Source organism: Hoylesella enoeca JCM 12259 (assembly GCF_000613405.1).
Taxonomy (GTDB): domain Bacteria; phylum Bacteroidota; class Bacteroidia; order Bacteroidales; family Bacteroidaceae; genus Prevotella; species Prevotella enoeca.
Map to the genome: position 1 here is coordinate 1 of NZ_BAIX01000016.1, position 11,720 is coordinate 11,720.

General features: G+C 45.1%; 11 protein-coding genes and 1 tRNA gene. 3 read left to right on the forward strand and 9 right to left on the reverse strand.

Annotation, left to right across the window (positions count from 1 at the left end):
* Positions 1 to 247: 247 nt before the first annotated feature.
* Both JCM12259_RS06495 and JCM12259_RS06500 read right to left on the reverse strand, forming a co-directional pair.
* Positions 248 to 676, reverse strand: coding sequence for a hypothetical protein (locus tag JCM12259_RS06495; RefSeq protein ID WP_025065844.1), 429 nt, complete (start codon positions 674 to 676; stop codon positions 248 to 250).
* A complete protein-coding gene (locus JCM12259_RS06500) occupies positions 660 to 998 on the reverse strand; it encodes an FtsB family cell division protein (RefSeq protein ID WP_025065845.1) in 339 nt (112 codons plus the stop codon). The genes JCM12259_RS06495 and JCM12259_RS06500 overlap by 17 nt, the downstream gene beginning before the upstream one ends.
* A 90-nt stretch (positions 999 to 1,088) precedes the next feature.
* On the opposite strand from JCM12259_RS06500, the gene JCM12259_RS06505 reads away from it, so the two are divergent.
* The gene (locus tag JCM12259_RS06505) at positions 1,089 to 2,873 is read left to right on the forward strand and encodes a DNA polymerase III subunit gamma/tau (RefSeq protein ID WP_025065846.1); all 1,785 of its coding nucleotides are present in this window, start codon (positions 1,089 to 1,091) and stop codon (positions 2,871 to 2,873) included.
* Between the two features lie 183 nt (positions 2,874 to 3,056).
* On the opposite strand, the gene JCM12259_RS06510 is transcribed toward JCM12259_RS06505, so the two are convergent.
* The 5 genes from JCM12259_RS06510 to JCM12259_RS06530 form a co-directional block, all read right to left on the reverse strand.
* Positions 3,057 to 5,303, reverse strand: coding sequence for a cation:proton antiporter (locus tag JCM12259_RS06510; RefSeq protein ID WP_025065847.1), 2,247 nt, complete (start codon positions 5,301 to 5,303; stop codon positions 3,057 to 3,059).
* 47 nt (positions 5,304 to 5,350) lie between these two features.
* Positions 5,351 to 6,574: a peptidase T gene (gene pepT, locus JCM12259_RS06515; RefSeq protein WP_025065848.1), complete on the reverse strand. Its 1,224-nt coding sequence runs from the start codon at positions 6,572 to 6,574 to the stop codon at positions 5,351 to 5,353.
* Positions 6,575 to 6,730: 156 nt separating this feature from the next.
* A tRNA-Arg gene (locus JCM12259_RS06520) sits at positions 6,731 to 6,804 on the reverse strand.
* A 366-nt stretch (positions 6,805 to 7,170) separates the two neighbouring features.
* Positions 7,171 to 8,118: a thioredoxin-disulfide reductase gene (gene trxB, locus JCM12259_RS06525; RefSeq protein WP_025065849.1), complete on the reverse strand. Its 948-nt coding sequence runs from the start codon at positions 8,116 to 8,118 to the stop codon at positions 7,171 to 7,173.
* Positions 8,119 to 8,295: 177 nt separating this feature from the next.
* Complete coding sequence (locus JCM12259_RS06530; protein WP_025065850.1) at positions 8,296 to 8,847, reverse strand: glutathione peroxidase; 552 nt, start codon at positions 8,845 to 8,847, stop codon at positions 8,296 to 8,298.
* Positions 8,848 to 9,065: 218 nt separating this feature from the next.
* Here JCM12259_RS06530 and JCM12259_RS06535 point away from each other — a divergent pair, with 218 nt between their 5' ends.
* Positions 9,066 to 9,611 (forward strand): hypothetical protein, encoded by a 546-nt coding sequence (locus JCM12259_RS06535; RefSeq protein WP_025065851.1) that lies wholly within the window; start codon positions 9,066 to 9,068, stop codon positions 9,609 to 9,611.
* Between the two features lie 85 nt (positions 9,612 to 9,696).
* Positions 9,697 to 10,278, forward strand: coding sequence for a hypothetical protein (locus tag JCM12259_RS06540; protein ID WP_025065852.1), 582 nt, complete (start codon positions 9,697 to 9,699; stop codon positions 10,276 to 10,278).
* 128 nt (positions 10,279 to 10,406) lie between these two features.
* On the opposite strand, the gene JCM12259_RS06545 is transcribed toward JCM12259_RS06540, so the two are convergent.
* Positions 10,407 to 11,318, reverse strand: coding sequence for a DNA/RNA non-specific endonuclease (locus tag JCM12259_RS06545; RefSeq protein WP_234396571.1), 912 nt, complete (start codon positions 11,316 to 11,318; stop codon positions 10,407 to 10,409).
* A 77-nt stretch (positions 11,319 to 11,395) separates the two neighbouring features.
* Entirely contained in the window at positions 11,396 to 11,647 is a 252-nt protein-coding gene (locus JCM12259_RS06550; RefSeq protein ID WP_025065854.1) for a type B 50S ribosomal protein L31, read from the reverse strand.
* Between the last annotated feature and the right edge of the window lie 73 nt (positions 11,648 to 11,720).

An 11,720-nucleotide genomic window follows, 5' to 3' on the forward strand; every position in this document is an offset into this window, starting at 1 on the left:
CTTGGAAGCGCTGTTTTTCTGATTTTCGAGTTTTCCAACTACTTGGAAGCGTCGTTTTTCTGATTTTCGAGCTTGTGTGTGTTAAGACTTTTCCGAGATTTGCAAATATATGACTTTAAAGGGTGCAGAGAAGTCGGGAGGGGGCTTTGCATGGATGCGCTGCTGGTTATATTTGCTTTTGTTTTATCATATTCTCGCTCGTTCAGACTCCCAATCCCCTAACTTAGAGGGCGAAGGGAGCGAAAGCTCATAGCCCTTTTTCTTTCTTCAATTCGCTGCTGATCCGATGCGTGGTATAGATTTCGAGGAGGGCTGCAATGAGGAGCAACAAGACCCATTTGTTGTAAACATATTGTATGTAATTCATATAGCCAGAACCTCCGTGTCCTCCGAAGAGTGGCAAGAGAAACTGATAGGCTGAGTCGATCATCAGAAGGGCAGACAAGATAAAGAAGATATCGGCTATGGTCTGAATGCGTTTCAGGCGCTTGATCACGAAATTGTTGCCCGCATACAGTTGCATCGCTTGTATTACTGTGAACATCAATGTGCCTGTGGCAAAAAGCCAACACACGATCTTCTGCTGCCACATAAATACGTAACAGCCTGTTCCGATTACCATCAGTAGTCCTCCGATGAGGAAAATGGCACTTTGTATCTTATTTTGTTGTCTCATTGTTGTTATCTGTCGGTTGTTCGTCATCGCTCAGGACATAGATGTCTTCATCGTTGGCTTTCATAAAATAGCGTTCGCGTGCAATCTTCTCAATGGCTTTTGGATTGCGTTTCAGTTCGCGGAGTTTCGTTGAGTCGGTCTCGTGTTGCGCTTTGTATGCCTTGATTTGCTCTTTCAGTTCGCTGATCTGTAACTCGTATTGCACGCGTTTCATGAAACTGTTTTCATCGAGAAATCCAATGACGATCACACCAATAACTATCACAATCAAATATTTGTGACGGCCAATGAATCTCCAAAGAAAGCCCAAATGATAGTTCATTCCGATTTGATTTACGGCTGCAAAAGTAGGAAATAATATCGATAATGTCGAGTTTTTTACGTACTTTTGCCTCGAAAAATTCATTTCTATATGGACGAATACATTGTTTCTGCGCGCAAATACCGTCCGATGTCTTTTGATACTGTTGTTGGTCAGTCGGCTTTGACGACAACGTTGAAGAATGCGGTCAGGACCGGTAAATTGGCGCACGCTTATCTTTTCTGTGGCCCGAGAGGCGTTGGTAAGACCACGTGTGCCCGTATTTTCGCCAAAGCCATTAATTGTTTGACACCCACCGAAGATGGAGAGGCTTGCAATCATTGTGAGAGTTGCGAGGCTTTTAACGAACAGCGGTCTTACAATATCTTCGAACTTGATGCCGCAAGCAATAACTCTGTGGAGAACATCAAGGCTCTGATGGACCAGACCCGCATACCGCCGCAGGTGGGGAAATATAAGGTTTTCATTATTGATGAGGTGCACATGTTGTCTACGGCAGCGTTTAACGCTTTTCTGAAAACACTCGAAGAACCGCCGGCACATGTTATATTCATTCTCGCAACAACCGAGAAACATAAGATTTTGCCCACGATCCTCTCTCGTTGTCAGATTTATGATTTTGAGCGAATGACCGTTCAGGGCATCATCAATCATCTAAAAATGGTGGCCGAACGTGAGAACATCGCTTATGAAGAGGAAGCACTCAATGTGATTGCTGAAAAGGCCGATGGCGGAATGCGTGATGCGCTGTCGATATTCGATCAAGTGGCGAGTTTCAGCCAGAGCAATATCACTTATCAAAAGGTGATAGAAGATCTCAATGTGTTGGACAGTGACAATTATTTTCGTATCATTGATCTGGCTTTACAAAATCGGGTGAGCGATGTGATGGTGTTGCTCAACACGGTTATTGGTAAAGGATTCGATGGCGGAAATCTGATCACGGGTCTTGCAATGCACGTCCGCAATGTGCTGATGGCTAAGGATTCGGCAACACTTCCGCTGCTCGAAGTGAGCGAAAAACAGCGTAGTCGTTTTCAAGAACAAGCCGCGAAGTGTCCCACACAGTTTCTTTATAAAGCTTTGGAACTGATGAATCACTGCGATATCAACTATCGACAAAGCAGCAATAAACGCCTGTTGGTGGAGCTGACGCTGATTCAAGTGGCGCAGATCACGCAATCCGACGATACCGAGGGTGCGGGGCGTAGCCCCAAACGATTGAAATCCCTGTTTCAGAATTTAGTTCTTTCTCAACCGAAACCGGCTATACAGGTGGCCGGGGATGAGAAACCGACTGTGCATCAGACGAAGGCGGTGCAACACCGGGCAGACAATCCTCAGCCTTCCGCATCTCAATCCAATCCTCTGTCGATCTCACCGGCTCCGTCTCCTGCGGTCGGAGCGCGTCTGAATTTAGGTTCGATGGGACTGACGTTCAGTGATTTGAGGGGGCACACACCCTCAGTCACTCCCCAAGAAACCGTGGAAGACACGGCCATGGGCGAACATCAATCGTTCACGCAAGATGCTTTGGAATTGCAATGGATGATGATGTGTAACCGAATGCCGCAAGAAATGACCGGTCTTGCGGCCCGGATGAAGAACATGATACCCCGAATCACTACACTTCCGCATGTGGAAGTGGTGGTGGATAATGATTTGATCCTTGATGAAATCAGTAAGATTAAAGGAAAAATACGATTAACGCTGGTCCGGAATTTGCATAATGACGACATTCAACTCAATATTCGTTTGGCCGAAGGAGGCGAAGTGCGCAAGGTTTTGACCAAACGTGAACTCTTTGAGGAGATGAAACAGAAGAATCCCGCTATCGAAAAGTTGTGCGAATTGCTCAGTTTGGAATTATCTTAACGTGGTGAGTTTGATGCAAAATCTGTTTTAACAATGATCAAAGTCGCTACGTCGTTACGACAAACGTCACAATGACGCAACGGACAAGTCTTGTTTCTTCATTACCATTAATGCTGATATCTTTGAAATACACTGATCAAAAGACATTGATGAATTGATCAAGCTCACGTTAATCATGAAAAATTATTGGATGAGTCGGCGCAGTGCGTTCTCTTCTCCGACAATCCAAATGATGTCTCCTTGCTCGAAACGACGGGAAGGATCGATGAGAGCAAGGTTTTCTTGACCTTCTTCCACACCCACAACCATACAATTGTATTGGTCGCGAATGCCACTCTCGCGCAGCGTCTTGCCGATAAACGGACTGTCGGACGTGAGAATCAATTGGCGCAGTTTCATTTCGCGCTTCTCGATATCAGGATCTTCTGCAATCTGCTCACCTTTGAGAGCCTCACCGAAAGCACGCAATTGATCGTCGTTTCCGATGACTTGAATCTTGTCATTGGGGAAGATCACATTGCTGCCGCTGGGTATGTTGATGCGTTGCCGACCGCGAAGAATACTGCTGACATGCACACCAAAACGATTGCGAAACTGTAAATCACGAAGTGTTTTACCCGTCCACGCCGAATTTTCGGGCACATCGAAATCAGAAATATGGATGTCTCGATCTAAGAGATGACCTTCAAAAAGCGGTTTCTTACGACCTTTGACTTGCGCGGCAATGTCTCGCGAGCGAAGATTCTGTATGAAAACGCGCTCGAGCATGATGCTGCGGCGTTTCAATCCACGTGAAAGCACCATCAAGATAATGGCCGTTGCAGCAATACTGATCATCAGTGCGTTGGTGAATCGTGTGAGATAATTGCACACGTAAAAGACGAATGTAACAGCAATGATCACACGCACCAAGATCGTAAAAGTCAGTGGGAGTCGGTTGAGACGACTTTGTGTCCAAAGAGATTTAAACTCTTCGCTGTGGTTTTTCTTCATGACCATTGCCCGAAGAAACGGAGCAATGAAGGCGACAGTCAATACCCCGCACACGCCATTGGCCCACCAATGCGGCAAAATGTGACGAATAAACGGCAGAAAGAAAGTAAACATCAGCGCGATCACAGCTGCACTGAGAATAGAATAAACCAAAATATAAAGCAGCAGTTGTCGAAGGAGAGAACGCCAATTGTTGACTTCGGCTGCCGAAGAGTGATGGGCAGCACCGAGATGATTGAGTCTGCGGATCCATTTCTTCGACAATCGTCGCTCGATTTGATTGTAACAAGGCTCCGCAAAGCGTATCATATAAGGTGTGAGAAACGTTGTGATGACCGAAACTGCCACCACCACAGGATAGAGAAATCGCCCGATGACGCCGAGCGAGAGTCCGAGTGAGGCGATGATAAAAGCAAATTCGCCAATCTGCGCCATTGAGAACCCACATTTCATTGATGTTTTCAAAGGCTGACCGCTCAACATAAAGCCTGCCGTTCCAAATATTCCTTGTCCTAAGAGAATGGCAAGTATGAGGATACCGATGGGGAATGCGTATTCCATAAGGATCTTCGGGTCGACCAACATACCGACAGACACGAAGAAAATAGCACCGAAGAAGTTCTTCACCGGCTCTACAAGACGGATAATTTTATCTGCTTCGATCGTCTCGGCAAGAATACTTCCCATCACAAAAGCACCGAAAGCACTGCTGAATCCGACGGCCGACGAGAAAACGGCCATGGCACAACAGAGGCCTAAGGAGACGATAATCATTGTCTCATCGTTCATCAGTCGACGTGTGCGTCGAAATAGAATGGGAATAAGGAAAATGCCGATGACAAACCAAAGAACGAGAAAGAATACGATTTTCAAGATGATTCCAGCCATCTGTTCGCCGTTGGGACTCGATCCACCAGCCACCGCACTCAGCATCACCATCATCACAATGGCTAACACATCTTCGAGAATCAGCACGCTCATCACCAATCCTGCAAATCGTTGTTGGCGTAATCCCATATCGTCGAAAGCCTTATAGATGATGGTAGTAGATGACATGGCCAACATACCTCCGAGAAAAAGGCAGTCCATCCGACTCCAACCGAAAGCATGTCCGACGCTTGTTCCCAGCATCATCATGCAAAAGATAATCGTAAGTGCAGCGATCACGGGGGCCATTCCCATCTTGATGATCTTCTTGAAAGAGAAATCCAGTCCGAGCGAAAACAGCAAGAAGATTACGCCGATGTCTGCCCACGTCTGTATATCTGCCTCATCAATGACCGACATTGTATAAGGCATGTGAGGCGAAACGAGGAATCCCGCCACGATATATCCCAACACCAACGGCTGCTTGAGACGCTTGAAAATAAGCGTTACGCTTCCCGCAACGACCAAAATAAGTGCAAGATCTTTGACCAGATTCGGCAATTCGGCCATAAAAGAAAGGATAAAGCCACAGATCGAAGTGTCCGTGGCCGAATGAATTAATCGTTATAAGCAGCGGTGATTTCGCAAATCTTCGTGATCACCTGCACTGCTTTCTCCATCACTTGAATGGAAACAAACTCGTAAGGACCGTGGAAATTCACACCGCCGGCAAAGATATTGGGACAGGGAAGTCCCTTGAAACTGAGCTGCGCACCGTCAGTTCCACCGCGAATCGGTTCCACTTTCGGCGGAACACCGCATTGCTGCATCGCCTGCAACACGATTTCGATGACGTGCATATTGGGATCAATCTTCTCTTTCATGTTGTAATATTGATCCTTCAGCTCAACATTGACAGTTCCTTCGCCGTATTTCTCGTTCATTTTGCGGGCACATTCCTCGATGAAATCCTTGCGATCCTCAAACCGTTCACGGTCGTGATCGCGAATGATATAGGTGAGTTTAGCTTCTTCCGTTCGACTTTCGATGCCCAAAAGATGATAGAATCCCTCGTAACCTTCGGTCGATTCGGGAATCTCTGTATCGGGAATGAGTGCATTAAATTCGCAAGCCAGCCGATTGGCATTGATCATCTTACCTTTGGCATAACCTGTATGAACACTCACACCTTTAATATATACTTTAGCACCAGCTGCATTGAAGTTCTCGTATTCTAAATCGCCGAGATCTCCTCCATCAATGGTGTAAGCCCATTGGCAACCGAACCGCTCTACATCGAAATGGTGAGCGCCGCGCCCGATCTCCTCATCGGGATTGAATCCGATGCGTATATCGCCGTGTTTCACCTCGTTGTGATCGCGCAACCAACACATAGCCTGCATGATTTCGGCGATTCCCGCTTTGTCGTCGGCACCCAAAAGCGTGGTCCCATCGGTCACAATCAGATCTTCGCCCACGTGTGCACGCAGTTCGGGAAATTTTTCGGGCGACGACACAATGCCTGGCGACAGTTCGATATCACCGCCGTCATAGCTTTTCACAATGCGTGCTTTGATGTTTGCTCCGCTGCAATCAGGACTCGTATCATAGTGAGAAATAAATCCGATCGTGGGTATTTCTTTTTTCGTATTGGCCCGGAGTGTAGCATAAATATAGCCCATCTCGTCCATCTCTACATCGCTGAATCCTTCCGTTTCGAGTTCTTTTTTGAGATATTCGGCAAAGATCAACTGTTTCGAAGTGCTGGGCACGCTCTCCGAATCGTCGTTCGACTGGGTGTCGAATTGCGTGTAATTGATGAATCTTTCTGCTAATTCCATACAGTATTCGTATTTATTGGTTTTGAAATTCGGTTTAGACACATGGCTCGTTTCACCCGACTCCGACGTTGTCCGGACAAAAGTTGAAATGAGGTTTTGATTTCGACATCTTTTGTTCTTCGGCCGGAAGAAAGGAAGAACCTATGTCAAAGAGAGTGACCTCGGCGGGATTCAAACCCGCGATCTCAGGAACCGGAATCCTGCATTCTATTCAGCTGAACTACGAGGCCTTATCGGTTGCAAATTTAAGTATAAAAAATGATATGAGCAAATCTTTCTTTTAAAATGTCGATTGAGACTGAAACGAAGAGTTATTGATGGCAAGTGGGAATAGTCTTGCGACTCATCAAGAAACAAACCGGATGTGACATGCCTCGTGATTGACTGTTAAATGTCTTGCAACTGGTGCTTACTTGCAAAACAATTCACCGTTAAACGCACGCCGTTTAACAGTGAATGAGAAACGATCCCATCTCTGTTCTCTCTCCCGCAAGGAGCAAGAGATAGAATAGGGCAGTGCGGATTATATTGCGGTTGGTCACACAGCAAAAAATCCCCTCACCTTGTGAGCGAGGGGATAGGGATAAATGCTTTGTTCATTTATTAATCTCCGCCAGATAGCGTTCTGCTTCTAAAGCAGCCTTGCAACCGCTTCCTGCGGCTACGACAGCCTGCCGATAGACGCGATCGGCGCAATCTCCGGCCGCAAAAACACCGGCAATCTGAGTGCGGGGAGTGCCGTTGATGGTTTTGATATAGCCCACTTCGTCAAGGTCGAGCCAGTCTTTGAACACGTCAGTATTGGGTTTATGACCGATGGCAAGGAAAAAGCCGTCGATCGGGAGATCATATTTTTGCTCGTCGGCTTCGCCTTTTCGCTTGACAAGATGCGCTCCTTCGAGTCCGTTTTCACCGTAAAGACCAAGTGTGTTGTGCTCATAAAGGATCTCGATTTTCTCGTTTTCTTCCACCCGTTTTTTCATAACCTCGGAGGCACGAAGATACGGTTTGCGCACGATCATATAAACTTTGCTGCATAACCCAGCCAAATAAGTGGCCTCTTCGCAGGCTGTATCGCCGCCACCTACGACTGCAACGACTTTCTTGCGATAGAAAAAACCGTCGCAGGTGGCACATGCACTGACGCCCTGTCCATTGTATTTCTTCTCGTCTTCGAGGCCGAGATACTTGGCAGAAGCGCCTGTTGCGATGATCACGGTCTCTGCTTTGATCTCAATTCCACGGTCGGTGGTGAGCAGATAAGGCCGTTTACTGAGGTCGGCTTTGACGATTACGCCGTCTCGAATATCTGCACCGAAACGCTCGGCTTGCTTTCTCAGATCCATCATCATCTGATTGCCGTCCACCCCTTGGGGATAACCGGGGAAGTTTTCTACTTCTGTTGTTTGTGTGAGTTGGCCTCCCTGCTGCAGTCCGACATACTGAACGGGATTGAGATTAGCCCTTCCTGCATAAATGGCAGCTGTGTATCCTGCCGGTCCGCTACCGATAATTAGGCAGCGCGTGTATTCTTTTGAGTCCATTTTGAATATTGAATTATGAATATGGAAATATGAAATGATGCCTGCGGCATCGTGAATTTTGTATATAAAATGTGGAATGATTCATGTGAGGTGATGCTGAATTTATTCTCGATTTGTCATTACGTTCATGTCGTAAGCATCATTCCACATGGATCATTCCACATTGGTTGTTGTGTGTTATTTCAGTAATTCCTCGATTTCTCGAGCTATATTTTCGATCTTTTCAGTAGGTTCGAAGCGGGCAATAACCTGGCCTTTCTTGTTGATGAGGAATTTAGTGAAATTCCATTTGATGTCGTTCTTTTGCTTATAATCGGGGTCTGCCTCTGTCAACATCTTGTCTAAGATGGGCGCAATGGGATGACTCATATCCCAACCGGCAAATCCTTTCTGCTCCTTTAAGAACTTATAGAGCGGATCGGCATCGTCTCCGTTGACCTTGATCTTCTTGAATCGTGGAAATTCCGTACCGTAATTGAGTTTGCAAAACTCGTGAATCGACTCGTCGGTACCCGGTGCTTGTTGTCCAAATTGGTTGCAAGGGAAGTCTAATATTTCAAATCCTTGTGCGTGATATTTCTCATACAGCTTCTCCAATTCTTCGTACTGGGGAGTGAAACCGCATTTTGTGGCTGTGTTAACAATGAGGAGAACCTCTTCGGAGTACTCTTTCAGAGATACTTCTTTGTCCTTTCTGTCCTTAACAGAAAAATCATAAACTGTTTTCATTTTTATCTTTTCTTTTATTGATAACGTTGCAAAGATAGCAAATTTGGGTAAGAAGCAGTGGCTTGGTAATTGTAATTAAGCATATTTAGGGAAATCCCTTGGCTGGGTAGGAGTTGTCCTATACAGAAATATGTGAAACAGTTTGCCGGGCAGTTTTCTCTTTTCTATATTTGCAGCAGAAATAAACAAGCGTATAAACAAATTAAAACGGCAGAACAATGAAACAGATTTCGACTTTGATGGCGATGATGTTGGTGACATTGTTGTCATTCACTTTCACCTCATGTGATGAAGATTCCGATATAGCTTACACCTTGGAAGGGACGTGGAGAGGTAATATGTATGTTTCATCGACGTATAATGGCCGGACATATGATGCCACTTATTCGGAGATTTGCTTCTTGCGCGATCCTTACACTTATTCTTCGGGATCGGGTTATTGGATTGATTATTACCGAAATACAGGTTGGGGTAGGAACTATGTAGCCAATCATATCAATTGGACAGTGGATAATGGCACCATTGCTGTGTATTTTGTAGAGGAAGGAACATCGGTTATGATTCGTGATTATAGATTGAATGACAATTACTTTCAGGGTACGATCTATCATGGAACACAAATGGTGGATTTCAGTCTGACGCATGTTTCATCGCCTAATTGGAATGACTTTGATTACGGTTGGAGTTATTACGGGTATAGTCGGGCCGTAACAGACAGTGCCTCTGTGAGTGAACGACCTGTCAGATTCATTCGGTCGAAATAAGGAAATAACATTGGATGCAAGGTTTGGAAATGTTTCCGATAAGTATCATAAGCATAAGAATTTAAACATTCAACGTAAAATAGCAATGAGAAAGATGATAACATGGATGGCTGTTGCGGCTATAGCTGTGCTGCCATTGGCCCTGACGGGATGCGAAGAAGATCATTATTACCAGACGGATAATTACTATTATCACTATGGCAGAGATCAACAAGGACAAAATAATGATGATGATTTCTGGATTTCGATGGCTCAAACGATGGCCGGAAAATGGCGTGGCACACTGCGAGCTTATGAAGTTGACAAGAGCGGAAAGGCAGTAGACAGCGTCGATTTCAGCACAGACATCGAATTTATACAGCGTCATAGTCGTGCCATTGGCGGCACAGGAATGCAGTATGATTTTAAAAAAGGAAATCAATCCGACAATGCAGATTATGTGAGAGCATTCTCTTGGGAAATCGATCGGCAATCGGGAGATGTTTATCTCACCTATAAAGAGCAGAAAGGGGATTACAAGATGAGAATCCCTTATAAAGAACTGAATCTCAATGATCGTGTCTTCACAGGATTTCTCTATGCTGCCGATGGGGGAGAAGTGGATGATTTCTATTTCGAACGCTACTTAACAAATGCCAAACAGATGAAAATTGTATTTGAGGAATGATGTCGACAATTCGGTCGACTCGTGTGAAATAAAACAAGCCTGACAGTATTTTTCTGTCAGGCTTATCTGTTTGTGTGACGTATTTTACCTTTTCTTGTTCGCCGTTTTTTGTTTTTTCTCCGGCAGAGTTACCTCAAACCCCACGCTCGTTTGATGTTATCGACAGACAAATTCTCCACATGACTCTCGATATTATCCGGCAAATTGCAGAAAAAATCGATGTGAGTGAGGTTCTCTAATTCGTCTATACTCTTGACATAATCGCCTAAATTGCGCTTCTTTGCATATTTTTTGTGTTCAAACCAGAAGCCGAGCGCTTTATAACCAGCCTGATTTTTGCAGAGAATGGCAACAAAAAAATACTTTGGAACGGGGATCCGTGTGGTGCCTCTTGTGAGATATTGCAAAATAAGTCCATTGTCAATGGTGCCGCCTTTAACGACATAAAGCGTGTCGCGAAAGCTTGATGTATTCCAACTACGCACTTGTTCTTCCATCTGTTCCCATAAATAGTCCACTTGGTTGAACTCTTTGAACTGCGGTTGCATGTTGGTCAAGAAGAATGTTTGCCGATTGGCTTCCTTGGAATACTGTCGATCGGCCGACGGACAGATATGCCCGTGGTCGAATCCAGACCGATAATAAGGATCGGATTGCAGTTGGTAATCTGTGGGGAGCAGTTCGTCATTGGGATAACCACTGCTGGTATCATAACGACCGACGTGTCCGCCGCTATTGCTGTCATACATTTGATAGCACGACCAACGCTGAGCCGACAGTTGCGTGTCCCATTCCGTGGAATAGTTCACGCCGTATCGGTCATTTGTCTTATGCACAAGGACGATGCTATTGCCGCCTTTGAGTTTGGGAAACTCTAATCGCTTGACTTCTTGCGGGATGCGACCTGTTACGACATTGGCATTTTCATTGGTTGCAACTTGTGGCTTTTCACTGTTCGATTCACCGTTACATGCCGTGAGAAAAGCCGTTAATGAGCATGCGAAAGCTATCTTTTTGAAAACATCTATCATATAAGTCATATAAAAAAGTGCGGCCAACCGTATATGCAACTACGGTCGAACGCACTTTGATTCCAATAAATATATCTTGCTATATTCTATTTTTTGATCTTACCATAGCGGTTCATAAAGCGATCAACACGACCTGCCGTATCAACAAGTTTGCTCTTACCGGTGTAGAACGGGTGTGAAGTGCTTGAGATTTCAATCTTAACCACGGGGTAAGTCTCGCCTTCAAATTCTACTGTCTCTGTTGTTTTGCAAGTAGACTTTGTAAGGAACATATCGCCGTTGGACATATCTTTGAATACGACGGGGCGATAGTTTTCTGGGTGAATACCTTTTTTCATTTTTAATTTAATGTTTAATCTTGATTCTATTTTGTATGGGTTGCAAAATTACGAAGAATTTTATAGTCAACCA

Coding starts and splice junctions, on each gene's coding strand:
- JCM12259_RS06510 (WP_025065847.1), bottom strand. CDS start 5,303: ATGGCCGAATTGCCGAATCTGGTCAAAGATCTTGCACTTATTTTGGTC.
- pepT (WP_025065848.1), bottom strand. CDS start 6,574: ATGGAATTAGCAGAAAGATTCATCAATTACACGCAATTCGACACCCAG.
- trxB (WP_025065849.1), bottom strand. CDS start 8,118: ATGGACTCAAAAGAATACACGCGCTGCCTAATTATCGGTAGCGGACCG.
- JCM12259_RS06500 (WP_025065845.1), bottom strand. CDS start 998: ATGAACTATCATTTGGGCTTTCTTTGGAGATTCATTGGCCGTCACAAA.
- JCM12259_RS06540 (WP_025065852.1), top strand. CDS start 9,697: ATGAGAAAGATGATAACATGGATGGCTGTTGCGGCTATAGCTGTGCTG.
- JCM12259_RS06495 (WP_025065844.1), bottom strand. CDS start 676: ATGAGACAACAAAATAAGATACAAAGTGCCATTTTCCTCATCGGAGGA.
- JCM12259_RS06550 (WP_025065854.1), bottom strand. CDS start 11,647: ATGAAAAAAGGTATTCACCCAGAAAACTATCGCCCCGTCGTATTCAAA.
- JCM12259_RS06530 (WP_025065850.1), bottom strand. CDS start 8,847: ATGAAAACAGTTTATGATTTTTCTGTTAAGGACAGAAAGGACAAAGAA.
- JCM12259_RS06545 (WP_234396571.1), bottom strand. CDS start 11,318: ATGACTTATATGATAGATGTTTTCAAAAAGATAGCTTTCGCATGCTCA.
- JCM12259_RS06505 (WP_025065846.1), top strand. CDS start 1,089: ATGGACGAATACATTGTTTCTGCGCGCAAATACCGTCCGATGTCTTTT.
- JCM12259_RS06535 (WP_025065851.1), top strand. CDS start 9,066: ATGAAACAGATTTCGACTTTGATGGCGATGATGTTGGTGACATTGTTG.